20 protein-coding genes are annotated in these 25,662 nt (G+C 48.8%); 4 read left to right on the top strand and 16 right to left on the bottom strand.

Annotation, left to right across the window (positions count from 1 at the left end; translation table 11 throughout):
* Positions 1-4: 4 nt before the first annotated feature.
* The 11 genes from HMPREF0980_RS01555 to leuS form a co-directional block, all read right to left on the bottom strand.
* The gene (locus HMPREF0980_RS01555) at positions 5-3,178 is read right to left on the bottom strand and encodes an AAA family ATPase (RefSeq protein WP_049727403.1); all 3,174 of its coding nucleotides are present in this window, start codon (positions 3,176-3,178) and stop codon (positions 5-7) included.
* Entirely contained in the window at positions 3,175-4,344 is a 1,170-nt protein-coding gene (locus HMPREF0980_RS01550; RefSeq protein ID WP_049727402.1) for an exonuclease SbcCD subunit D, read from the bottom strand. The genes HMPREF0980_RS01555 and HMPREF0980_RS01550 overlap by 4 nt, the downstream gene beginning before the upstream one ends.
* Positions 4,345-4,386: 42 nt before the next feature.
* The gene (gene proC / locus HMPREF0980_RS01545) at positions 4,387-5,163 is read right to left on the bottom strand and encodes a pyrroline-5-carboxylate reductase (RefSeq protein ID WP_084002617.1); all 777 of its coding nucleotides are present in this window, start codon (positions 5,161-5,163) and stop codon (positions 4,387-4,389) included.
* Between the two features lie 35 nt (positions 5,164-5,198).
* Positions 5,199-5,801 carry a pentapeptide repeat-containing protein gene (locus HMPREF0980_RS01540; protein ID WP_049727400.1) on the bottom strand — a complete coding sequence of 201 codons (603 nt, stop codon included), beginning with the start codon at positions 5,799-5,801 and terminating at the stop codon, positions 5,199-5,201.
* A 153-nt stretch (positions 5,802-5,954) separates the two neighbouring features.
* The gene (locus tag HMPREF0980_RS01535; protein WP_049727399.1) at positions 5,955-6,662 is read right to left on the bottom strand and encodes a DUF5131 family protein; all 708 of its coding nucleotides are present in this window, start codon (positions 6,660-6,662) and stop codon (positions 5,955-5,957) included.
* Between the two features lie 21 nt (positions 6,663-6,683).
* Positions 6,684-7,412, bottom strand: coding sequence for a hypothetical protein (locus tag HMPREF0980_RS01530; protein ID WP_049727398.1), 729 nt, complete (start codon positions 7,410-7,412; stop codon positions 6,684-6,686).
* Entirely contained in the window at positions 7,396-8,199 is an 804-nt protein-coding gene (locus tag HMPREF0980_RS01525) for an ATP-binding cassette domain-containing protein (RefSeq protein WP_049727397.1), read from the bottom strand. Before HMPREF0980_RS01525 ends, HMPREF0980_RS01530 begins: the two co-directional genes overlap by 17 nt.
* Positions 8,200-8,224: 25 nt before the next feature.
* Entirely contained in the window at positions 8,225-8,896 is a 672-nt protein-coding gene (locus HMPREF0980_RS01520) for a hypothetical protein (RefSeq protein ID WP_049727396.1), read from the bottom strand.
* Positions 8,897-8,976: 80 nt separating this feature from the next.
* Positions 8,977-9,138, bottom strand: coding sequence for a hypothetical protein (locus HMPREF0980_RS19065; RefSeq protein ID WP_242847318.1), 162 nt, complete (start codon positions 9,136-9,138; stop codon positions 8,977-8,979).
* Between the two features lie 941 nt (positions 9,139-10,079).
* Positions 10,080-10,850: a MerR family transcriptional regulator gene (locus HMPREF0980_RS01510; protein WP_049727394.1), complete on the bottom strand. Its 771-nt coding sequence runs from the start codon at positions 10,848-10,850 to the stop codon at positions 10,080-10,082.
* A gap of 147 nt (positions 10,851-10,997) precedes the next feature.
* Positions 10,998-13,421, bottom strand: coding sequence for a leucine--tRNA ligase (gene leuS, locus HMPREF0980_RS01505; protein WP_049727393.1), 2,424 nt, complete (start codon positions 13,419-13,421; stop codon positions 10,998-11,000).
* A 171-nt stretch (positions 13,422-13,592) separates the two neighbouring features.
* On the opposite strand from leuS, the gene HMPREF0980_RS01500 reads away from it, so the two are divergent.
* A complete protein-coding gene (locus HMPREF0980_RS01500) occupies positions 13,593-14,015 on the top strand; it encodes a hypothetical protein (RefSeq protein ID WP_049727392.1) in 423 nt (140 codons plus the stop codon).
* Between the two features lie 107 nt (positions 14,016-14,122).
* Positions 14,123-15,295, top strand: coding sequence for a CapA family protein (locus HMPREF0980_RS01495; protein ID WP_049727391.1), 1,173 nt, complete (start codon positions 14,123-14,125; stop codon positions 15,293-15,295).
* 63 nt (positions 15,296-15,358) lie between these two features.
* On the opposite strand, the gene HMPREF0980_RS01490 is transcribed toward HMPREF0980_RS01495, so the two are convergent.
* The 5 genes from HMPREF0980_RS01490 to HMPREF0980_RS01470 form a co-directional block, all read right to left on the bottom strand.
* Positions 15,359-16,291, bottom strand: a complete 933-nt coding sequence (locus HMPREF0980_RS01490; protein WP_049727390.1) for an AEC family transporter — start codon at positions 16,289-16,291, stop codon at positions 15,359-15,361.
* The gene (locus tag HMPREF0980_RS01485; RefSeq protein WP_049727389.1) at positions 16,291-17,922 is read right to left on the bottom strand and encodes a hypothetical protein; all 1,632 of its coding nucleotides are present in this window, start codon (positions 17,920-17,922) and stop codon (positions 16,291-16,293) included. Before HMPREF0980_RS01485 ends, HMPREF0980_RS01490 begins: the two co-directional genes overlap by 1 nt.
* 28 nt (positions 17,923-17,950) lie before the next feature.
* The gene (locus HMPREF0980_RS01480; protein WP_049727388.1) at positions 17,951-19,396 is read right to left on the bottom strand and encodes a TrkH family potassium uptake protein; all 1,446 of its coding nucleotides are present in this window, start codon (positions 19,394-19,396) and stop codon (positions 17,951-17,953) included.
* A gap of 18 nt (positions 19,397-19,414) precedes the next feature.
* Positions 19,415-20,773 carry a Trk system potassium transporter TrkA gene (trkA, locus tag HMPREF0980_RS01475; protein ID WP_049727387.1) on the bottom strand — a complete coding sequence of 453 codons (1,359 nt, stop codon included), beginning with the start codon at positions 20,771-20,773 and terminating at the stop codon, positions 19,415-19,417.
* A 105-nt stretch (positions 20,774-20,878) separates the two neighbouring features.
* A complete protein-coding gene (locus HMPREF0980_RS01470; protein WP_049727386.1) occupies positions 20,879-22,957 on the bottom strand; it encodes an elongation factor G in 2,079 nt (692 codons plus the stop codon).
* Positions 22,958-23,192: 235 nt separating this feature from the next.
* Here HMPREF0980_RS01470 and HMPREF0980_RS01465 point away from each other — a divergent pair, with 235 nt between their 5' ends.
* A complete protein-coding gene (locus tag HMPREF0980_RS01465) occupies positions 23,193-24,287 on the top strand; it encodes a prephenate dehydrogenase (protein WP_049727385.1) in 1,095 nt (364 codons plus the stop codon).
* Positions 24,277-25,575 (top strand): 3-phosphoshikimate 1-carboxyvinyltransferase, encoded by a 1,299-nt coding sequence (gene aroA / locus HMPREF0980_RS01460; RefSeq protein WP_049727384.1) that lies wholly within the window; start codon positions 24,277-24,279, stop codon positions 25,573-25,575. Before HMPREF0980_RS01465 ends, aroA begins: the two co-directional genes overlap by 11 nt.
* Positions 25,576-25,662 lie beyond the last annotated feature (87 nt).

The raw sequence follows: 25,662 nt of genomic DNA, 5'->3' as shown, positions 1-25,662 counted from the left end.
CTTTTTAGTCAAAAGACCAGCGTACGCTGCTGCCTTTTTCTGTCTTAGCCACTACGAGCTTATGATCAATCTGCTCTTTCAGCTCATTTACGTGTGAAATGATTCCGACGAGCCTGCTGTCTCCGGCCAGCTCGTTCAGAACTCTGATTGCCTGTTCCCTAGACGTATCATCAAGGGAACCAAAGCCTTCATCCACGAACATCGTATCGAGATGGACTGCTCCAGCCGTATTCTGTACAATATCCGCCAGACCAAGCGCCATACATAAGGCTGCCATGAACGACTCGCCGCCCGACAGCGTCTTCACGTCCCGCACCGCGCCGCTGAGCAGATGCAGGATGTCCAGATCCAAACCTGCCTGTCCCTGGCTCTTGAGATTTTTCAAATCCCTGCACTGCAATAGGAATCCGTTGTTCGTCATCTGCACGAGCCTCTTGTTCGCCGCCTGGATGATTTGTTTGAAATACTGCCGCTGTACATACGTCTCAAAGTCCAGCTTGACCGAGCCACTCAGATTCCCGTTGGCTGTACGGCTCAGGTTTCCGACCATCTCATAGCGTTTCTGCAGCCCGCCCTTCCTTTCAAACGTCTTTCTCAGTTCTTCTTTTATCTCCCTGTTCTTGCTGTTTATCCCGCCGAGCCGCATCTGTTCTCCTCTCAGACCTTCAATCTCAAGGGCGAGTTTATCTGCTTCTTCTCTAAGAGTTTCCATATCCACCTTCTTCTTCCCCTCTACCTGTGCCCCGAGAAGCTGAAGTGCCGCATTATTCTCTCTCTCCCGCTCTTCGTATCGTCGGAGGGCAGCTGCCATCTCCTCCTGCACATCTAAGAGCCCTTTTTTCCTCACATACTCTTCTTCCGATGGGAATCCTTCTTCCACAAGGGTATGCCTGTAAGTCTCTTCCGCTTTTCGGCACAGCACATCTAACTGTTCCGTGCGCTTTAATTCACCATCCCGTTCACCTTCGATCCTTTTTAGTTCGTGCAATATCTTCTGATGGTGTTCCCGTGCCAGATTGAGACGCCTTCTTAATTCTTCGAGCTGATGAGCGGCTTCCTTTCGCCTTTTTTCAGCCTCTTCCTTTGAGCGGAAGTCAAGCTTCTTTTTCCTTTCTTCAGCCAATGTGCTCTGACGGCCATACTCGCCCTCCAGCTGCCGCAGCCTCCCGGCAATGTCTTTTATCTCGCTCTGCATCTGTGCAAGCTTACGCTCTGTCTTTTCATATTCTGCGTGCACAAAAGCGTAACGGCTGACATTCCTTTCTGTCCGCAAAAGCGCCTGCTTTATATCTTCCATATCCTTATGGCACGTTTCACCTGCCGCCTTAATCCTTATCTCCAAATCATGAAGATTCTCCTCGCAGTCTGCCGGTTCCTCCATACCGAACAGCCTCCCATACGCCCTGGCAAATACTTCTCTTTCCGTCCGAAGCCTTCCTGCCATCTCCTGCAAGCCGTTTGCCGCGCTTTGACGTACCCGTTCTGCTTCGTCCCTCAATGCCTTTGCCTTCTCGACCTCTTCCTGTGACGGAGCGGCTTCGGACAGCAGCGCAGGGTCCGGATGTTCGCAGGAGCCACACACAGGGCAGGGGCATCCTTTAACGAGGCTGCCCGCCAATATGCCTGCCTGTTCGTCCAGAAACGCCCGGTATTTTCGTTCATAAAGCTCCAGCATATTCCGGTAAGCTGCAGAGCATTCCATCTCATGCCGCTGTTTTGCTTCACATGCCATAACAAGCTTATGGATATTCTGAGCCGCCTGTACGAGCGCTTCAATCTCCCGCGCCCTATCGGCCAGACCCTTCTCTTTTGCGGACAGCCGTTCCTTTTCCGTCTGACTGCCAGACAGCTCTTCCTGCTCTTTCTTAAGGCTGCCACAGTATGCCTCAAGCGTTTGTGCTTCTTCCTCCAACCTGAGGCACCGGCTTCTCGTTTCACCCAGGAGCCCCGACAGCCGTACCGTCTCCGACTCATACAGCTCCAGCTCATCGTACTGCTGCATCGCGTCTCTCAGCCGCATGACCACTTCTGCAAATTCAGGTTCTTTCAGCCTGAGCTCTTCCTCCGCCCGTTCTTCCTCCTCCGCCGCTATACGTGCCGCCTCTATTGCTTCCTTTCCCTTTCTTTCCAGCCGGACAAGGTTCTGGCCAGACTCCTCCGCCGTGGCTTTTATGCGCTTTAGCTCCGTCTCTTTCAGCCGTACTTTTTCCACCCTACGGGCACACGCCACATCAGCCGATATCTTACGGAAAGCCTCTTTCTCATCCAGAAGCACCCTTTCTTCTTCCCGCGCCTCTTCGTAAGCCTGAAAAAGACGGTTCAGCGTCTCCCCTTCTTTCATTGCGCCGTTGATTATGTCAAGCTGTTCCTGCAGATGGACTGCCTCCCTATTCTTAAGCTTCTCTTTCTCGGTTCCTTCTTTGATGATAAGGCCGAGCAGACGAAGCGTCTCCTCCCTGTCTGGAATAGGAAGGTTCTTAAGAGCCGTCCATTCTTCACTGTACAGGCTGTCTGTCTCACATTCTGCCCTTTCCGCCTCCCGCCGTACACTTTTCGTATTATCCTCCAGCTCGCTGTACAGCTCTGACGCCTGCCGCTTCAATTCTTCCTGCACACGGTAATAAAGCCGCGTATGAAATATTTTAGTGAATATTTTCTTACGTTCCTTAGATTCTGCATGCAGCAGCTTCAGAAAGTCTCCCTGTGCTATCATCGCTATCTGGGTAAACTGGTCAGCATCCAGGCCGATGATATCCGCAATCTTCTGGTCAATCTCCCGCTTCCTGCCATGATATGCTTTACCGTCTGGCAACGTGAGCCCTACCTTCGGGGCTTCTTTGACAAGGCGGGGGGAGCCGTCGGCATGGCGTCGCCTGCCAAGCCGCATATACTCCGGATTCCTGCGGACAGTATACACATCCGCACGGTAAGAAAATGTATACTCTACATAAGTCTCCATATCTTCGGAAGCGTATTGGCTGCGCATCATGCTGCCGTCCCGTCTGCCCCCGCTCGTCTGGTCATAAAGCGCATAAGTGACCGCATCGAATATGGTCGTCTTTCCAGCCCCCGTGTCACCCGTAATCAGAAAAATTCCTGCCTGCACTTTGGTGAAATCAAGCACCGTCCTGCCTGCATACGAACCAAAGGCCGACATCACTAATCTCAATGGCTTCATCTGTAGTTCTCCTCTTCTAATGCCCTATCTATTACCTGCTCCAGAAGCTCTACTTCTTCATCGCCCAGCTCTCTTCCTTGTATCTCCGCGTAAAAATCGCCAAATGTGTCCATAGGGCTTTTTAATATGATCTCTTCATCAAATTCTGTCAGCTTCTGCCTTATCCGCTCATTGTCGATCCGTACTTCCAGAATATGAGAATATATTTTCTCCAGCTGTTCCTTCGGCTTATACGGTTCCGTCTCGTCCGTCAGCGTTATGCTCACGTAATCATCCCGGCCATCCTCCTGAGGCTGGCTGAGGATTTCCCGAAGCATCCCCCTCTTTTTCCGAACATCCCTCACTGCATGAAGCGGCAGTCTGACAACCTCTGCCTCTTCTCCTTTCTCCCGCAAAATAACCATAGCAAGCGATTTATTATGTGCATGCTCGCTGACGGAATACTTCATAGGAGTACCGCAATATTGTATATGGTTTTCCCCGACTATCTGGGCTCCGTGCAGATGACCGAGCGCCACGTAATCAAACGGCTTTACCGGACCGGTGTCCACATTGTCGATACCTCCCACCGCAACCGTCTCAGAATCGCATGTGCCGGGTTCAATCCCCTCCCCTGTATAAAACTGGTGGGATATAAGCACATTCCTGCGTCCCGCAAAATCAATGTCCTCCCGCTCAATGAGCATTCGTACTGCTTCGCTGCTGCTTTCCGGCGCATCCTCTTCCCATACGTCCTTGACATAAGAAGGCTTTAAAAATGGAAGCAGATAAAAATCCACTTCCCCAAATTCATCCGTGAGCGTTACCGTGGGAAGATGTTCCCCACCATGTTCGGGAGCCGTTCCCGCCACAAAGATATGATGTGCCTTTAAAAATCCGGACGCATAGCTGAGCCGTTCCGGCGAGTCATGATTGCCGCTTATTATCAATATCGGTATGGATGGTTCTACAGCGGACAATGCTGTCAGAAACTCATCAAATACCGTGACCGCCTCTGCGGATGGCACAGACTTGTCATAGATGTCCCCTGCGATGACCACGGCGTCCGGATGCAGCTTCGCCGCATATGAGGCTATTTCTTTGAGCACTTTCCTCTGGTCTTCCATCAAGTTATAATGATGCAGCTGCCTGCCGATGTGTAAATCAGACAAATGAAAAAATCTCAACGTTACCACTCCTTTATCCAGCTTTGCCGTATCGCGGCAAAATCAGCCTTCTATCTCGTCTACCGCACAGATGACCGCGTCCCTGAAACCGGCGCGTTCCAGCGCAGATACGCCTCTTATCGTCGTCCCCCCAGGCGAACAGACCGCATCCTTCATCTCGCCCGGATGCTGCTTCTTCTCCGTATACAGCTTCCCGGTTCCACAGAGCATCTGTGCGGCAAGCTCATATGCCGTGCGCCTCGGCAGGCCGTATTTGACCCCCGCGTCGCCCAGCGCCTCCAGAAACATGCTGGCAAATGCAGGGCCGCAGCCCGCCACGGTACCTGCTGTCCCTACAAGTTCCGTCTCTACAGGCTGCACCAGTCCGATGGCAGAAAACAACGTATAAAATGCCTCATACTCCTCTTTTTCAAGAGAGTGCCTCTCCTCACACACGGTAATACCTTCCCCTACGGATACCGGAGTATTTGGTATCGTACAGATATAGTGGACGTCTGTGCCCAGTATGTCGCTGAACGTATCAAACGTATATCCGGCAGCGATGGAAATGACTATCTTGCCTTTCATCAGCTCTGCGAGCGGACGAATGACATCCGCCACCATATCGGCTTTCAGCGAGATGACAACCATATCAGAGTTATTAATCACATCTTCGTTCGTCCGGCATGGATTGCATCCAAACCTTCTGCAGTTCTTCTGAAGCCTCTCATAATTCCCGCCACTGGCATATATGTCCCGCCCTTCAAGCGCCCCGCATTTGAGGAACCCTTCTATCATAGCCTGCGCCATGCTTCCCATTCCTATAAATCCAACTTTCATATCCAATCTCCTCTTACACATATTTTCAAACTACGTCATATGACTTTTACACCGAGCAGCTTAACGATTTCTGCGGCCTGGAACATATTGACCTTCATTCCCAGGAGCTCCCGGTGTTCTTCCGATACAGTGATTCCTTCTATCACACTGTCGGTGAAATCTATATCCTTCAAAGGCGTCCTGAAAAAATCAGTCTTTGAAAAATCAGTCTTTATAAAACGAACCTTACGAAACCGGACTTCTGAAAAGAAAGATTCCTGAACGCTACATCCCTGCAAGCTGCATCTGTCCCATGAAGATCCGGTAAAATTAGCCAGATCCAGTCGGCAGTCCTCCATACCCACGTGCTTCAGCACGGCCATATCGAATTTAGCTCCATTCCCTTTACTTCCCTTAATAACGGAGTCCTTCCAGTAGCTCCCGCTGAACCGGCAGTTGGAAAAATCACAGTTGTCAAACACGGCACTGTAAAATCCTGCCCCGCTAAAATCACAGCCGGAAAACCTGCATCTTATAAATTTTATATGGATGAATTCTATTTTCCGAACATCTTCTTCCACCAGACATTCATCCTTGTATTCCCTGTCCCGCAGCGGATACTCATCCGTCCGGACATACGCTATATCTTCTGCAAGCATATTGCTGCTTCCTCCATCTGAGCATTCATATTATTTCTTGTACCTTCCATCAATTTTATTATGATACCACATAACCCACGTTATGCCAACCGTACAATCCGGAACGGCACGGAGCTCAGCTGCCACATTCTTCCATCCGCCGTGTTAAAGGCATCAGCAATTGATATCAGCCTTCCGCGCCTGGCTTCCAAGTTCCCGGGCATGTAGCGTATAATGTCTGCCATCTTTTATAAAATGCGTACCACACTGCCGGAACTCAAAATGGACTCCTTTGCTGATACACTGCTCTCTGACAGCGAGCACCCATTCATAATCGAGCGGCCTCGCGTTCCGGTCCGACTCACCTCCGACAACGACCAGTTCTACCCCATCCAGGTACTCCCGGATATCGATTCTTCCAATCAGCGGCTGGCAGATAATATTCTTATGTCTGATTGGAAGCGTCTTAAAAAATGAAAGCCTCTCGTCTGCCCTCGACTGATTCTCTACCGTGCAGCCGATTGTCACATTCTCATAGCCGTCCGCCCAGTCGTCAGGAATGCAATCCCAGAAGCGCTCTATCCGCTTTGTCAAGAAAAGGAAGTGAAGGTCTGCACGCTCCTTCATCATCTCCCAGCATTCCTTCCTCCATTCGTCTGCCTCCTCTATAAAAAAATCGGTAGAAAAGCATACGTAGACGGTCTGGCCCGGCTTTATTCTATATTCCCCTTTTTTGTCCTTTCTGACCGGGGCGTCGAAGCCTTCCAGTTTTACAACGTCTCCTGTGTCCATCCCTCTCTTTGCGTCTCCTTTATGGATATAACAGTACTTGCAGCCTTCGCTGTATCTGTGGCAGCCACGCCATGGGTTCCACATCGCCACGATAGTTCATCCCCTTTCTCCTTAAAATTTCCTTTTTTGGCATATACAGCTCCTGATAATGACAAGAACTGCTCCATATGCAGCTAGGGCTGCAAATATGAGTCCTGTCTGAAAGAGACAGAACCGGTCTGCATTGCCATATATATATGCTATCCTGTCCACAGGTGGCAGAATCCATGCCACATACTTGAAGAATGGTATCTCTTGGACAAGACCGGTTCTGACCACTGTCAGAACGGAGAGCAGCACCGTCAGCACGACGGCAAGCTTCCGGTCCTCCATCACCCTCGGATGCAGGAGGCTGCCGAGGGCGCCGCCTGTAAAAGAGCAGCCGGCCACAAGGATAAAAGCGTTCAGTACATCGAATGCCGTAAGCGGCCTTAAGAACAGCGCCTTATCGTTCAGAAGATTCTGAATCACGGGAAACAGCACACATATCATGCTCACTGACAGACCGAGAACTGCCAGGACTGCCGCCCTGCTTAGATAGTAGCACAAACTGCTCCTGACACGCAGCAGCTGAATCTGCTCCATCACCGGATTTTCATCCGCCGACACACTGAGCCCAGTCCAGACAAGAACGAAGAAAACGAGATAGGACGCCATTACAAAGCTGTCCACGATGCCAACCGGCATGATTGTATACATCGTATACTGATAAATTATAATGACCACAAGCGGCATGATAAATTTGTTTCCTTTAAAGTAGACGTGAAGCCCGTATTTGGTCAGTTCAGCTATCCTCTTCATTATACATCCCCCTCAGCCTCCAGCCACAGGAAAGCAGCCCGGGCAATATACGGTCACACTCCCGTTCTTCCGCCTTCAGTCTGTAGTAGCGCCCATATTCCATCATATCTTCCGTAGGCGCCATACCTCCTGCATTTTCCAATATGACTGTACACACTTTTGTACCAGCAGGCTTATAAGCTTCCAGCCTGCCTCCTCGTATGGTATATACGTCCTTAGCAATAGCATTCACAATATGCTCTTCGTGGCACGACATCAGTATCGTCACATCCTCGCTACGAAGCTCATTCGTCTTTTCAATCAGCACCTTCTGGGACTCCTTGTCCTGTCCTGATACCGGCTCATCCAGCAGCAGTATGTCGGGCCTCGTCATGAGGGCCTGGATAACCCCTATCTTCTGAAGCGTACCTTTCGAGAGCGACTTCATGGGGACATCCAGCAGTCCGCCAAGAAAAAAATCGTCGCCGAGTGATTCTGCCCTTCTTCCGGCCTCATCCTTTCTCATGCCGTCAAGCATACCCATTTTCAACAGGTACTGCCTTGCAGTGACCGGTGTTGCCGGAAATTTCTCAGGGATATAATGAAACAGCAGCCCGCGAGAATGCACTGCCCTCCCGTCAGATGGCACCGTCAGCCCCGCGATTATCCTGAGCAGCGTACTCTTTCCACAACCGTTATGTCCCACGAAAGCCACAGATTGTCCCCGGTGGAACACCTTATCTATACGGTCCAGTACAAGCTTGTCTCCGTATCTTTTCGTAACATTTTCTAACCTTATTATCTCCATAATCCCCCCTGCCGCAAATACCGAATCAAAGAAGATAGCCCACGGCTATCATGAGGTAGCTGCAAATGGGCCTTCTTTTTAGTTTCAAATACATCAAGCCACTTAATAAAGAAAATATTATACAGGATATCCCGTTCCACCATTCAATGCCCACGCCACGGGATATGAAATGGAACATTCCCCACGTCAGCGCCAGCAGTATGCCTCCAAAAGGTACGCTGCTTTCCCTTTCCAGCAGAACCTCGGCTGCCTTCTGCCCATATAAGATGATAAGCAGGACAAGACCGACTTCAAATATGTAATATATATACTGTGTGACAATCCTGGACAGGCTCTGCCCCCTCGATTCTCCGATAATTTTCAACGTATGCCAGTCAATAAAGGTCATCACCTTGCAGAGGAGCAGACATATCCAAGCAGCTTTCCAGTCTTTGGACGGTATCCTTCCTGATTTTTCTGTATCTTCAGGATAATGATAACGCCTTCTGCTGTAAACCAGTACAGACAGGATGACTACTGCCCAGAGACAGGCTGTTATCACGCTGTGGAGGCTTCTCTGCCCCGTCGTATAATTGGCGATATCTATATGGAGAAGCATCCTCTCAATTACAAATATGGAGAACAGCTCAAGCATAACAGCAGCAAATGAAAGCAGCCCCAGCCCGAGATAGCTCGTCCATTTTCCTTCTATCTTCATTATTATACCCTCATATCTCTTCCATCAAGCCGCCTATATCAAATAGCGCCAGGGCTTGCCGGATTCTCTGCGTATTCACCTCAGGCCTCCTTCTCAATCTCGATTCCGTCCACCTCAAAACATGAAATCCACGGATATTCTATATAGCTAACTGTTATCTTACCCGGGATGACGACGCCTTGTTTCGGATAATATACATTGCCCAGTTCACTTTCGTCCGCTTCGTACCCCTTTTCAAACATAACATCCTTGTCCTCGTCGGTAAAACTTACCGACATCTCCTTATATGGAGGTGCACATCAGCTCGTGATGTCCTCTATGTTCAGCACGACATGCCTCCATCCATACTTCTGCATGTAAGCCTTAGCCTGTTCATTTATTTCTACCATCGTCCCGCCTTTCCTTTCCCATGTCCATATCAGAGTTCACTATCTATAATACAGAAACTTTGGCCGGCAAGCAATGGTAAGTTGATGTCAGATATGCCGCTTCTTGTAGAATTTATTTCCACAAGCAGCACAAGCAACCATATATAACGTTTATGGAGATACGCAAATATTTGTGATCGGATAAATACAAAATAATCCAAAACATTGGAAAAGTGCATTGACGAGTTTGGCACGGATATCTATAGATTCTGCATGAAGCTATGTATGGATAAAGAAAATGCAGAGGATTTATACCACGGCAGGACCTTCTTAGGGAAACGAATAACATCATAGAGAGCCTGCCTGAAAAAATTCGGATACCTCTGACACTCTATATCTGTTTGAGTTACCAGTAAATCAGATAGCCCAAACGGTCAAAAAACCGCCGGGCACAATAAAAAGCCGGTTATTCGAGGGCAGAAGCCTTATAAAAAAAGATTGTAGGAATTAGGCAATGGAAAGCAATAACTATGGAAATGAGTTAGACGAACTGATCCGTGCATCTATGGAGTTGAAAGATGTCCCACCCCCGGAATTGTATCTTGCGGCATTTGCCTTATTGGTGATTCCAAATCCTTACCTTGCAAAATTGGCTTCCGGCATACGGCGCCGTTCCCGAAGGTGCAAGCCTTACCCTATATCTTGTGCAGGATGATAATGTAAAGTGCTTTGATATAACCAATCTTGCCGAACCGCTGAAATATCTCCTGGACGATTTTAAAAATGGGAAGCATCTGGAACTTGGCCCGAAGCTGTTACTCTTTAGCCTTGCCTGCCCAGTAGCTGATTGCCTGTTCCAGCAATTTTGCACACCCGGTGGTCTCGCTGTCATAATATGCTCGGAACCTGTCATCCGCCACATAGGTGAGCGCCAATGACTGATGTGCCTCCGGCGTATACTGCCTCCATGTCATACAGAGCCATTCTTTGTGAAGCTCTACAATCGCTTTCGCCTGTTCGCTATCTGCCTTCATCCCTGTCAAGACCCCCTCTTTCAGGAGTTCTTTGATTTGGCTGCCAAGACTTTCCATCCGTTCCCACTCTTCCCGGGACATGTTCAGCATCTTCCTGTTGGAGGCATCCATCTCCTCATCTCCACATTTCTCGCGAATTTCTGCTCCATATTTTTCCTCATTCTCTTTGACCATTTTTTCTTTGAATGCCTCAAATTTTTCCTCGTTGCTCATCTTATATTCTCCTTTCATTGACAAAATCGTCTGCCTGACTGTCCGAATCAGGGAATCCATCCGTTCCCTCTCTTCTTCCAGGTCCAGAAGATGTTCTTCCAATGCATTCATAATATCAAAATCACCATGATAAAGGATATCCCGGATTCTTTTTAAGTCAAATCCCCGCTCCCGGTAAAACAGAATCTGCTGCAGCACTGCAACTTCATCTTCTCCATAAAAACGATATCCTGCATCATTGGTATACAAAGGCTGTAAAAGCCCGATTTCGCCGTAATACCGCAGGGTGCGTGCACTCACTCCCGCCAGGTCCGACAATTCTCTGATACTATATTCCATATGAATCCCTCCTCTGGTCAAATTCAGCATACACGTTTACGCTGCGTCAAAGTCAAGAAAATATTTTCCTCCTATCGACAAAACAGCGCAGGCAGTCTAATCTGCCAACGCTGTTTTTATTGCCCTATTCCAAACGATTTACAACTGCTATTTCTGTACGATATTGATAATCTTCTTCGGCACATAGATTTCCTTGACAATCGTACCTGTCAGCTTGTCGGCCACAGCCGCCTTGCCTGCCGCGATGGCATCTTCCTTGGACACATCTGCGGGTACCGTGACCACGGCCCTTGTCTTGCCGTTGATCTGAACCGGAACTTCCACTTCATCGTCCTTCATGGCATCCGCATCATATGACGGCCATCCGGCGTGGAATACACTTCCCTCATGTCCGAGCTGCTCCCATAGCTCCTCACCCATATGAGGGGCGAACGGTGCAAGCAGGACCGCCAGCGTTGACAGTGTCTCCTTGTCTACTCCGCCTTCCTTCCTGGCTATGTCTATCAGCTTGTTGTTGTGTTCCATGAATCCGGAAATCACAGTATTAAGGCTGAAGCTGTCCAGACGCGTCGTAATATCATAAACCATCTTATTACGTACCTTTATCATTTCCCTGGTCGCTTTGATGTCTTTGTCCCTGCTGTCCATCACGAGATTCCAGGCACGCTTCAGGAAACGGTTCACCCCGTCGATGCCGCGGTCGTCCCACTCGGCGTCCAGCTCCGGGGGACCGACGAAGAGCTCATACATTCTCAGAGAGTCACATCCGTAATCTTTCACCAGATCGTCCGGTGATACTACATTTCCTTTAGACTTGCTCATTTTGATACCGTTCTTACCGGTAATCATACCCTGGTTGAACAGCTTTTTGAACGGCTCATCAAAATCAATGGCCCCGATGTCACAGAGGAACTTCGTATAGAAACGGGAGTACAGCAGGTGAAGAACCGCATGTTCCACACCACCGATATACATATCCACCGGGAGCATCTCATCTGCTTTTTCCCTCGATACGAGCGCCTCGCTGTTGTGGTTGTCCACATAGCGGAGAAAATACCAGGACGAACCTGCCCACTGAGGCATCGTGTTCGTCTCACGCTTCGCCGGTTTGCCGCATACCGGACACGTGCAGTTCACCCACTCGTCGATGCCGGCAAGCGGAGACTCGCCCGTGCCGGTCGGCTCATACGACTCTACGTCGGGCAGAGTCAGCGGAAGTTCATCTTCCGGTACCGGCACCGCACCGCATTCCGGACAATGGATGATAGGTATCGGTTCGCCCCAGTAGCGCTGGCGTGAAAACACCCAGTCTCTCAGCTTGTAATTTACGGTAGCTTTTCCGATTCCCCTCTCTTCTATCGTATGTGGAGCTTCCTTTTTCAGTACGGCGGACTCCATACCGTTCCACTCGCCGGAATTGATCATCGTTCCATTCGCTTCCGTGTAGGCTTCCGTCATATTCTCAATTTCTTTTCCGTCCTTGGCAATGACCTGTACAATCGGTATGTCAAATTTCTTCGCAAACTCAAAGTCCCGGTCATCATGTGCCGGAACACACATGATCGCGCCTGTACCGTAATCTGCAAGTACATAGTCGGACAGCCAGATAGGCGTCTTCTCTCCATTGAGCGGATTGACTGCGTAGCTGCCGGTAAATACCCCGGTCTTTTCCTTATCCTGCATACGGTCCACATTCGATTTCATCGATGCTTCATAGATATATTTCTCTACCGCATCTTTTGTCTCGGGAGTGGCAAGGCTTGCGGCAAGCTCATGTTCCGGCGCAAGTACCATGAACGTCGCACCATACAGCGTATCCGGTCTCGTCGTATATACGGTAATCTTCTCTTCCCGTCCATCCACCGGGAAATCTACTTCTGCACCGTATGACTTGCCAATCCAGTCTGCCTGCATCTTCTTGACCTTTTCCGGCCAGTCCAGCTTGTCGAGGTCGTTCAGCAGGCGCTCCGCGTAAGCTGTAATCTTCAGCATCCACTGGCGCAGATTCTTCTTCGTCACTTCTGTGCCGCAACGTTCACATTGGCCGTTGACAACTTCTTCATTTGCGAGACCGGTCTTACAGGAAGGACACCAGTTGATAGGAAATTCCTTTTCATATGCCAGACCTTCTTTGAACATCTTCACGAATATCCACTGTGTCCACTTATAGAATTCCGGGTCTGTCGTGTTCACTTCCATATCCCAGTCGTACAAAGCCGCAATCTCATTAATCTGGCGCTTGATGTTCTCCACATTCTCCGCCGTAGATTTGGCAGGGTGCACTCCCATCTTGATAGCATAGTTTTCAGCCGGAAGGCCAAAAGCGTCCCAACCCATCGGATGGACAATATAATACCCCTGTAGTAATTTATATCTGCTCCAAACGTCGGAAATCACATATCCTCTCCAATGTCCCACATGAAGCCCGTTTCCTGACGGGTATGGGAACATGTCCAGACAATAATACTTCTGGCGTTTTCCATTCTCATCTTCTTTGACATTCACCGGGGCCTGTCCCCATCGCTCGCGCCATTTCTTCTCTATTGCCTTATGATTATAAGGTGTGCTCATGGTTCATTCCTCCTATTTTAACACTATTTCTAATTGTACCACATGCGTTTTTTGTGTCAAGTTATTACCCGCAATTTATTTCACTTTTCTGGTTGTCTATCATGCGGAATTAATGTATAATAAAAGACAAGAAAATACGTATGTCAAATACATAAAAAAGGAGTGTTTCCCATGGTAAATTTATTGATTGGCCCTAAAGGCAGCGGAAAGACACAGCAGATGATCGAACAGGCTAACAGCCAGGTGAAAGTCTGCAATGGCAATGTAGTATTTATTAAGAAGACTCATCGCGATACAGCAAGCGTGGCGTTTGATATCCGCACAATCTGTATGGATGACTTCAAATCTATCGAGAATATTGATGAGTACATCGGATTTTTATATGGCATGTATAGTTCCAACCACGATATTGAATGCGTGTTTATCGACGGACTTCTAAAACATGCGGATATTTCATTAGACAACGTACCGGAATTTATTGAGAGGCTGAAAAAGGTTTCCAGAGAATGCGACATTGAATTCTACGTAAGTCTCAGTGCTACGAAGGATGAGCTGTCCGGAATAGACATGGCAGACTGTACGTTATTGAACTAGCCTATGGAGGCGCTGATGTTCCATAGACATATTTATCTGTAACTACATAATAGAGGAATGCAGGGCAGTTCAGGTTTGAACTGCCCATTTTACAAGAGAAAAAAATTATGAGTGGGATTAAAGACGCAAAACGAAAAAGGGACAGGCGAAGAAAGCAACGGAAGCTGACGTTGATTCTCGGCGCCCTCTTCACCGTCATATTGTGCGTTGCGGTCGTTGCCGGCGTAAAGAGCATATTTACGAAAAGTACGTCCGACAGCAGAAAGAAGACGGCCAAGACTGAGGCAGAGAAAGACAAGCCTGACACATCCAAAGTAAAGATTAAAAATATTGTCATCAATACGAAAAAGGGTAAAAAAGACTCTGACAAGTCGACCACCATAACCGTCAGCTCCATCGGCGACTGTACGCTCGGAACGGACGTGAATTTCAACCCTGATACGAGCTTGAACGCCTATTACAACGCCCGGGGTGCCGACTATTTTTTCCAGAACGTGCGGCCGATACTGGAGAAGGACGATCTGACCATCGTCAATATGGAAGGAACGCTTACCACGGAGGAACAGCGCGAAGATAAGACGTACGCATTCAAAGGGCCGCCGGAATATGCCGCAATCCTGTCCGGCAGTTCGGTGGAAGCGGCCAACCTTGCCAACAACCACAGCCGGGACTACGGCGAGAAGAGCTATACGGATACCATCACAGCACTGGAGGGCGCCGGAATCGCAACCTTCGGCTTTGAGCGGGCGGATGTCATGGAAATCAAAGGGGTCAAGGTCGGGCTGACGGGCATCTATGAACTGGCAGAGCATATGGAGAAGAAGCAGCAGGTCAAGGAGAATATCGCAGCCCTGAAGGAAGCCGGCGCGCAGCTTATCATCGTCAACTTCCACTGGGGCATCGAGCGCGAATACGTCCCGAACGACACACAGAAGGCATTGGCACGTCTGGCCATCGACGAAGGGGCCGACCTAGTCATCGGACATCATCCGCATGTGCTGCAGGGCGTAGAAAAGTACAAAGGGAGATATATCGCCTACAGCCTGGGCAACTTCTGCTTCGGAGGCAATTCTAATCCAGAGGACAAGGATACGATGATATTCCAGCAGACATTCACCATAACGAAAGACGGGGTAAAGAAAGACGAAGCTATAAACATGATACCATGTTCACTGTCTTCCGCGAACGGTTACAACGATTATTGTCCGGTACCGCTGGAAGGTTCAGAAAAAGAAAGAGTATTGAACAAGATAGAAGAATATAGTCAGGCAATTGATTGAATTTTGAAAGGGGTCAGACCCCTGCCGCGGCAGGGGTCTGACCCCTTTCAAAATTTCAACAAATTACACTAAATATTCGTACAATAATGTCATGGCCGGCAACGTTATGATACAGAATATGATTGACATTACGTTTATGACGCTTGCGTACATCGCGTCTTTATTATATATCTGAGCCAGCTGTGTCACCATTGCGGCAGCCGGAGCAGAGCCTGCCAGCAGGACCACGAGCAGTATGTACTCCGCATCTTTATGAAGCCCCTGCATCCCTGCGAAGCAGAAGACTGCAATGAATATGAGGGGAAATGCAACGAGCCTGATGAAGCAGATAAAGTAAGGCCTCTTCTGGCGGAATACCCATTTCAAGTCGATATTACCTATAATCATTCCAATGACGAGCATGCTGGCCGGTCCTATCATATCTGCAAAACCTCCGATACAGTCACGCAGCGGAACCGGTAGGCGCACGCCGCCTGCAAAGAGGGTTACACCTGCAAATATAGCTATGATGTTAGGATTCAGAAGTATTTTCTTATAATTTTTCTGCGGTTCCCGGTCAATGACTCCGATGCCGTGTGTCCAGAGCAGCAGCGTCTGCACGACCATATATGCGGTCGAATAAAATACCCACTCCTGGCCAAGTACGGAAGAAACGAGCGGGACAATCAGATTGCCCGAATTGGAATAGATAACTGACATCTTCTCAATAGGGTTCAAGTTCAAGGGCTTCTGAACAAGCCTCGTCAGGCCGACCAGAAGGGCATGGACGATAACAGCTCCTGCTGCTGCCAGCAGGAGCCCCATTATCTTATCTTTTGTCAGCGTTATCTGAAAGGAATTCACTACTACACAGGGGGAACAGACATATACTACAATATTGGACAGGACCTTGCTGTCCTTTGACTCAAACAAGCCGGCTTTCACCAGCACATAGCCGGCTGCCATCATCAGAAACAGGGCGATAATCTGTTGCGCCAATAATATACTAAGTTCCATTATTCCTCCGCTTTCGTATTATCCTCTTCCTTGCCTTCCGCAAGAGACATTACCGTGTTGGCTTTCTCCCCTTGCTTATATTCTATCGTGACTTCCTGCCCGACATCATATTTTACGATGTCGATAAAGTCGACTACCGATACATCAAATATCTCATCCGAACCTTCCAGCATAATATAGTAGTGGGACGAACCTTCGATAACCGCCTGGGCAATCTTCGTTATCTTTCCGGTGGCAGTCATAACCTCTCTCGTGTCTTTTTCCACTTCTTTCACACCATTGCTCAGCAGCAGGTCGAGATAGTTCTCTTCACACTGGCTTACGCTGTCTCCGATAGCCACAATCTGGTACTTCTGTACATTTACCATGGCATACTTTTTCACTAGCCCGGCATCGTCCTTCAGCGCCATAAAATAAGTCGGTTCGTCTGAAATATTTAAGAGCAGGGGGAAGGTGGATGTATATTTCAGATTCTGTACCTGCCCTTCTGCTGAGGACATGGCGGATGTCTCCGTGGCGCCTTCTACCTTATAATACTTCGTCTCCATCGTCCGTTGGTTCGATAGGACGAACCCGACATTGGACTGGTCGCCGTTCACGGAAGTGACGCCTGTATACATCCACACATCATCGTCCAGCGCCAGATAATTATAGCCGTCTGTCGTCTTCAGGCAGTCTTTCTGCCCGAGTACGCTGTTAAAGAAACCGTGTTTCAGCGTTCCGTAATAATCGAACAGATCCACGAGCAGATCTGCCGAATAGGCGCGGTCAACCCACTGAGGTACATCTTCGATATCATACTCCTCCGTCTCGCCCGTAATCGCATTGCAGAGCACGACCTTGCCTACCGTCTCTCCGCCGAACAGGCCGATGTTGAACTTCTTGACCGGAGCAATCCAGAACGGAGTCCCCTCTTCATCTATCTCAAAGCTCAAATCATCGTAGATATACGTAGGGTGGGCAAACCTCAGATGGCGGTATATGTTCCGGTTGAAATGCTCGCTCGTCGTGTACTTTATCCCCTCGTCCAGCTTGACCAGCTCTGTAGTCTGGGTTGCCATGTTGATACGGATATAAGCCGGTATCCCGTTGGATCGGTTCGTGAACCACTTGATTATGCTTGCATATTTCAAAGGGGTCACCCGCACCGGATTGCCTTTGTAGTTGATCTGACTGTATATTTCATCGGCCTCGAACTGGGATACCATGTCTACCATGCTTCCCATCTTCCTGTCGCCGAGTAGTTCTGCCGTATCTTTATCAAGAAGTGGTATCTTGTCAAAGGACAGCTCTTCTATGTCTTCGGCAAACTCTCCTTCTTCCACCTTCATCAGCTTCTGATACTTCTTGGCGTTGATGATTGGGGAGGACAGCAAAGCCCCTATAAGATATATCACGCCTACCCCAAGGACAAGAAATCCAAGCGTCTTCATCACTTTATTCTGCTTCAGCTCCCCTCTTCCAAGCTTTTTACGCACTGCATACAGCACGGCCGCGGCCGCCAGAAGAAACAGGACGAAAAACCAGACATCGGTAGAATGGATGTTAATAGCCGGCAGCGAGACATAATAATACAGGCCTGCTGCCAGTATGATAATGATTGCGATAATAAGTTTCCTAGACTTTTTCATAAACTTCTCCTTCTCTTGATTCCCTCCTCTAGAACTTTCTCCTCCATGCGGACAGTGTAAACAGCATCAGGAACGGGAATATCTCAAGCCTTCCTGCCAGCATGTCAAAACAGAATACTATCTTGGACAGCGGTGAAAATTCTGCAAAGTTGCCTACCGGGCCGACATCATTGATACCTGGTCCGATATTATTCAGCGTCGCCATAACCGAACTGAATGTAGTTCCAAAATCCAGGTTGTCGATGGATACAAGCAGTATGGAACCCACGACAATCCCCATATATGCCAGCAGATAGATATATACGACCCGAAGCACGTCCGGCCCTATCTTCTTGCCGTTGATCTTAATGATATTAACAGACTTCGGGTGCAGCATCTGCTTGATTTCCCGCCTGATGCTCTTTATGACAATCATAAAGCGGGATACTTTGATTCCGCCCCCGGTGGAGGACGCGCAGGCGCCGATAATCATCAACAGTAGCAATATGCACTGTGACAGCATCGGCCATCCATTATAGTCAGCAGTAGCATATCCGGTAGTCGTTATGATGGAGGCTACCTGGAACGCAGCATAACGGAACGCTTTCAGCGGGTTCGGAAACTGACCGCTGATATTCAGTGTTATAATGGCAATCGCACCTGCTATGATTCCAAGATATACCCTTAGCTCCTCATTCTTCCATACTGATTTGGCCTCGCCGAGCAGCAAGAGGAAATAAAGGTTGAAGTTAATACCAAACAATATCATAAATACAGTGATGACACCATCAATATATGCACTTTCAAAATGTCCGACGCTGGCGGCATAGTTAGAGAAACCTCCGGTTCCCGCCGTGCCGAATGCATGGATAAGACTGTCAAACATGTTCATACCGCCGCATAAAAGAAGTATGACTTCTATGAGCGTAAGACCAAGATACATCGCGTATAAAATACGTGCCGTGGACATCATCTTCGGCACGAGCTTATCCTTTTCAGGCCCCGGCACTTCTGCACGCATCAGGTACATCGTATTGTTCTTATCCAGACTTGTGAGCACCATGACAAACACGAGCACTCCCATGCCGCCGACCCAATGTGTAAAGCTCCGCCAAAACAGCATGCACTGGGGAAGAGCCTCTATATCTATCAATATAGAGGAACCCGTCGTAGTGAAGCCGGATACCGTCTCGAACACCGCGTCCAGATAATACGGTATGCTGCCGGACAGCGTAAAGGGCAGGGCTCCGAACAGGGACCAGAGAATCCAGGCACTTGCAACGATTATCATGCCCTCTTTCCCGTAAATCGTACGGTTCTGAGGCTTCCGCTGCCCTGCGATGAAATAAATGACAAGCAGAACCGCCGATACCGGCAGAAAATAAAGAGCATCTCTTTCCCCGTAGACAGCGCCTACCAATGCCGGAAGGAGCAGCAGAATCGCCTCCACACCAAGCATCTTGGCCAATATAAAACGTATCATTTTAGTATTCATAACTTTCCTTTAGACTCCCTATGCAAGTATATCGCTCAAATCACTGATGACATGTTCTTTTGTAATGATAATCACGCTGTCTCCGACTTCCAGATGGTCTTCCCCGCCCGGAATGATAATCTTTCTTTTACGACCGATGCAGGCGATAAGGTTATTCGGCTTCGTCGGCAGATCTTTCAGCGGCACGTTCGTATACGCGCCTTCTTTTTTTATAATGAACTCCTGCGCCTCTATCTTGCCGTTGATCAGCCGGTACATCGTCTCCATGTTTACGCTTCTTGCCGAATTGTTTCTCGCCCTCACGTATCCAAGTATAGCATCTGCAGTCGCGCTTTTGGCTGAAATGATACTGTCTATCCCAAGCCCTTCTACCATCTGTGCCCTCGTATCTTCATTCACCTTTGCTACTATCTTACTGACACCCTGTGTCTTGGCAAAGAGCGCCATAATGATATTTTCCTCATCCATACCGGTCAGGGCAACTACCGCATCTGCACTCTGGATGCCCTCTTCAAGCAGCAGCTCATGGCTTGCGGCATCGCCGTGAATGACTGTCGCACGCGGCAGATTCTCGCAGAGCACCTCACATCTCTTCTCATTTTTCTCTATAATCTTTACCTGCATTCCCGCCTGCAATAGCTGTCCTGCAAGGTAGAAGCACACGTGCCCGCCGCCGCAGATCAGCACTTTTCTTACCTTTGTCGTCTTCCGTCCAAGTGCACAGAAAAATGATTTCAGCTCCTGATGGGCCGCCGCGATATGCAGCTTGTCGCCTTTCTCAAGTACAAAGTCACCGTCCGGTATAAATACTTCTGTTCCTCTTTTTACCGCACATACGAGAATCTTTATTTGATATTTCTGATATATTTCAGCAAGTGACAGTCCCACGAGATGGCTCTCTTCACGGACAGGGAATTCGACGAGTTCTACCCTTCCCTTCATAAATGTCTCGACTTTGCTCGTCTCAGGGAAAAGCAGTACCCGCGCTATCTCATTGGCTGCCGCCAGTTCCGGGTTTACAGCCATGCTCAGGTGAAGGTCTTCCTTAAGCAGATCAATCTGCCGGTAATAGACCGGATTCCTGACCCTGGCAATCGTATGTTTTGCTCCAAGCCTTTTCGCCAGCAGACAGCTGAGCATATTGAGCTCGTCTGTCGACGCACAGGCAATGACAAGATCTGCATGGGGAACATCGGCCTGCCTCTGAATCTCTACGTCAGCTCCGTTTCCTGTGATGCAGAAGATGTCAAGCTGGTTGAGCGCCTCTTTCAGCTTCCCTTCATTCTGGTCTATCAGCACAATGTCGTAATTCTCTTCAGACAGCTGAGACGTCAGCTTATGACCGACTTTACCGTCACCTATGATTACTATTTTCATTTTTTATTCCTCATATATATTCTCTAATGTTTTCAATATAGCATAGAGATTATAGCACTTTTGTTTTAAGAAAAAAAGCCCTTAAGGGCTTTTCTTCTATAATTATTACTCACTCTCAGCAGCTCTCTTGGCAACTTCGGCTTCCTGGATGTCTGAAGGTGCCTGTTCGTAACGGCTGAATTCATACTCATACGTACCTCTTCCTCCTGTCATGGAACGAAGAACCGTACAATAGCCGAACAGTCCTGTCATCGGAATGTCGGCCTCGATTACCTGCCTGCCCCCGGCTATCGGGTTCATGCCAAGCACTCGTCCCCGCCGCTTGTTCAAATCTCCCATGACGTCACCTGTGTAGTCATCCGGAACCGTGACTTTCAGCGAGGCGATTGGCTCCAGCAGTACCGGGGCGGCCTCCATGAAGCCTTTCTTAAATGCCTGCACGGTGGCCGTCTTAAACGCCATCTCAGAAGAGTCTACCGGGTGGTAGGAACCATCATACAGCGTGGCCTTGACACCGACTACCGGATAACCGGCGAGGGGGCCCTTGCCGACAGAATCCTGCAGACCTTTTTCCACTGCCGGGAAGTAGTTCTTCGGCACGGCTCCGCCGACAACCGTCTCCGCGAATACGAACGGCGTCTCCAAATCTCCGGACGGCTCGAACGTCATCTTGACGTGGCCATATTGCCCGTGGCCGCCGGACTGCTTTTTATATTTCGTATCCACATCGGATTTCTTCTTTATCGTCTCGCGGAATGCGACCTTAGGCGTATCCAGGCTGATCTCGCATTTATATCTTGCAGCTAACTTGCTGGCCGCGATATCGAGATGCTGGTCGCCCATGCCGTAGAGCAGCGTCTGGCGGTTTTCGCTGTCGTTGACAGCCTTCAGCGTGACATCCTCTGCCATCATCTTCTGGAGGGCCTGGGATACCTTATCCTCATCTCCTTTATTCTTGCAGATATACTTCATATATGTAAATGGCTTAGAGTATTCTGTCCTTCCGTACAATACAGGAGTTCCTTTCGCAGAAAGAGTATCTCCGGTCTTTGTGCTCGAAAGCTTGGCAATCGCCCCGATGTCACCTGCAAACATTTCCGTGACCTCTACAGGCTTGTTCCCAACCATCGTATATATCTTTCCAAGTTTCTCTTCCGTATCCGAATCCGCATTGTAGAGCACATCTTCGCCCTTCAGTACGCCGGAGCACACTTTTACGAAAGAATACTTTCCGATGAACGGATCCACCATCGTCTTAAATACGTAGGCTGACTTCGCTTTGGAGAATTCATAGTTGGCCTCGAATATCTCATTCGTCTTGCGGTTGATGCCTGCGCATTCTCTGTTGGCCGGGCTTGGGAAGAACCTTACGATATCTGACAGCAGATTGGCAACGCCCTGGGCCTGGATGTTGGATCCCATGGATACCGGCACGATGCTTCCGTCCATGACTTCTGTCCTCATAGCCGCACGAATCTCTTCCACGGAGAATTCCTCACCGGCGAAATAACGCTCCATGAATTCATCACTCGTCTCGGCAACGGCCTCTAGCAGCTTTTCCCTGTATATTTCAAGGTTTGGCTTACAATAGTCAGGAATCTCACATTCTTCACGCTCACCGATTCCTGTATAGCGCCTGCCTGCGTTCTTGATGACATTGACATATCCTACGAGCTTTTCATTTTCACGGATTGGCTGAAAATGAGGTGCTATCACCTTTCCGTATCTGTCCGTGAGCTCCTGCACCACTTCACGGAAGCTGGCGTCGTCCACATCCATCTCAGTGACATATACCATGCGCGGCAGATTATATTTATCGCACATCTGCCATGCCTTTTCCGTTCCCACCTGGACTCCCGCTTTGCCCGACACTACGATAACTGCTGCGTCCGCCGCACTCACCGCCTCTTCCACTTCACCTACGAAGTCAAAGTAGCCCGGAGTGTCAAGTACGTTAATCTTGGCCTTCTCCCACTCGACAGGCACTAGGGTTGTACTAATCGAAAATTTACGTTTCTGTTCTTCTTTATCAAAATCACTAATCGTGTTGGCATCCGATATCTTTCCCATCCGATTTGTTGCTCCTGATACATAAGCCATAGCCTCTGCAAGACTCGTCTTACCGCTTCCTCCGTGCCCCAAAAGGACTACGTTTCTAATTTCATCCGTTCTGTAAACCTTCATAATTCGCTGCCTCCTTATATTGGTAGAATCTCATGTATATATTGTACTAAAACTTGTACGTTTTTACAACTCTTTTATACATACTTTACAACAAATACCACTTCCCCACTTTAAAGCACTATAGTATTGACAAAAGAGGGAAGAAAAGATAGAATTTAGGACGTAACCTTTTTGAAAATGGTTACGTCCCAAATTGAACTTTGACCTGTACCTAAATGAAGAAAGGTGTGTACCTATGTATAATAAAATTGGTTTTATCGGTCTTGGCCTTATCGGCGGCTCTATCGCGAAAGCCGTCCGGCAGTATTACCCGGATTATGAGATCATAGCTTTTGACAAGAACAGGGAGACGCTTGCCCTTGCCACGCAGGAATCTTTGATTCATGTGGCTGCGACTTCGATTGACGACAATTTCAAAGGCTGCAGCTACATTTTTCTGTGCGCTCCTGTCTCTTGCAATACTGCTTATCTGAAGCAGATTGCGGTATATGTGGATGATGGATGTATCCTGACAGACGTAGGCAGCGTTAAGACGAACATCCATGAGGAGGTAGAAGCATTAGGGCTTGAAGAATACTTTATCGGCGGACACCCGATGGCAGGATCTGAAAAAAGTGGCTATGTGAACTCCAAAGCCATGCTCATCGAAAATGCTTACTATGTCCTGACGCCGTCCGCAAAGGTTCCGGAGGAAAAGATAGAAAGGTACCAGGCATTTGTCAAAGCCTTGAAGGCCATTCCGGTCATCCTCGGCTATCGAGAACACGATTATGTCACCGGTACAATCAGCCATCTGCCACACATCATCGCCTCCAGCCTCGTAAACTTTGTGAGGGATACGGATACGGAAGGGGAGATGATGAAACAGCTGGCTGCCGGCGGGTTCAAAGATATAACACGGATAGCTTCATCTTCCCCTACTATGTGGCAGCATATCTGTCTGAAGAATAGGGAGAATATCTCCGAAATTCTGGAGGAATATATAGCAACGCTACAAGAGGCCAAAAGAATTGTGGATGCGGGTGATGAGCGAGGGCTTTATCATCTGTTCGATAGCTCCCGCAGCTACCGCAATTCTATACCTGAATCTTCCGCGGGTCCTATCAAGAAGGCTTTCGCCGTATATTGCGACATTATAGATGAGGCCGGCGGTATCGCTGCTATCGCTACCATACTGGCCTCCAACAATCTGAATATTAAAAATATAGGAATCGTACACAACAGAGAATTTGAAGAAGGGGTTCTGCGCATTGAATTCTACGATGGGGTCTCATCCTCAAGAGCGGCGGATTTACTGCAGAAATTCAGGTATATCGTATATGAGCGTTAAGTATATTAGCAAAGCTTCAGGGCTGAGAGGAACTGTAAATGTTCCCGGCGACAAGTCCATTTCCCACCGTGCCGTCATGCTTGGATCCATAGCACTTGGAACGACGGAAATCACCCATTTTCTTGAAGGCGCGGATTGTCTGGCAACCATCGGTTGCTTCCGGAAAATGGGCGTGGAGATTGAACAAAAGCCCAAAAGCATTCTTGTACATGGAAAAGGTCTCAGAGGCCTGTGCGCTCCTGATGGGGTATTAGATGTAGGAAACAGCGGCACGACTACCCGCCTCCTATCCGGTATCCTCTGTGGCCAGACTTTTACATCCGTCTTGTCCGGCGATGAATCATTAAATTCTCGTCCTATGGGACGTATCATAACTCCTCTCGGGAACATGGGCGCCGCGGTCACAAGTGTGAATGGCAGTGGCTGTGCGCCGCTGAAAATTGAGCCGGGAACTATACACGGCATCCACTATGAATCCCCCGTGGCATCTGCACAGGTAAAGTCCGCTGTCCTGCTGGCAGGTTTATATGCTGACAGCGAGACTTCTGTCACAGAACCAGCTCTTTCACGGAACCATACGGAACTAATGCTCCAAAGCTTCGGTGCCGCTCTGACAGCGACGATGCATCCGGACGGACGTGCCACCGCCACGGTAGCGCCTTGCCGGGAGCTGTACGGCCAGCAGATTGATGTTCCTGGAGACATCTCTTCCGCGGCATATTTTATTGCAGCCGGGCTCACCGTACCAGGCTCCGAACTACTAATTAAAAATGTGGGGATCAACTTTACAAGAGCCGGCTTCCTGAAAGCATGCCAGAACATGGGGGCAGATATCACCCTTAAAAACGAAACCATACAGAGTGGTGAACCGCGCGCGGACATCCTTGTAAAGCCAAGTCGGCTCCATGGAACCGTTATAGAAGGAGATCTTATCCCGTCACTCATCGATGAGATTCCTGTCATCGCCGTCATGGCTGCATGCGCCGAAGGGACTACTGTTATCCGCGATGCGGCTGAACTTAAAGTCAAGGAGACAGACCGTATCCAAACCGTTACTGAAAATCTTCGCGCCATGGGCGCACATATCACCCCGACAGAAGACGGCATGGTGATAGAAGGGGGACGCGTGTTAAAGGGGGCATCCATCGAAAGCCATATGGACCACCGCATCGCCATGTCCTTTGCCGTTGCAGGCTTATCGGCGGAAGGCGAGACCCAGATTCATAACAGCCAATGCGTAGATGTATCCTATCCCACCTTCTGGGAGACAATCGAGAGTCTTCACTAAATTCCGCTGCCTTATCAATCGGGTACAGGTCAAAAGTCAATTGGGGACGTAACTAAATTCAAAAAGGTTACGTCCCTATTCACATAA

This window comes from Dorea sp. D27 (genome assembly GCF_001185345.1).
In the GTDB taxonomy this organism is placed as follows: Bacteria; Bacillota; Clostridia; order Lachnospirales; family Lachnospiraceae; genus Extibacter.
Note: the sequence above shows the minus strand (reverse complement) of the source record. Positions and strands in the feature narration are given on the sequence as shown.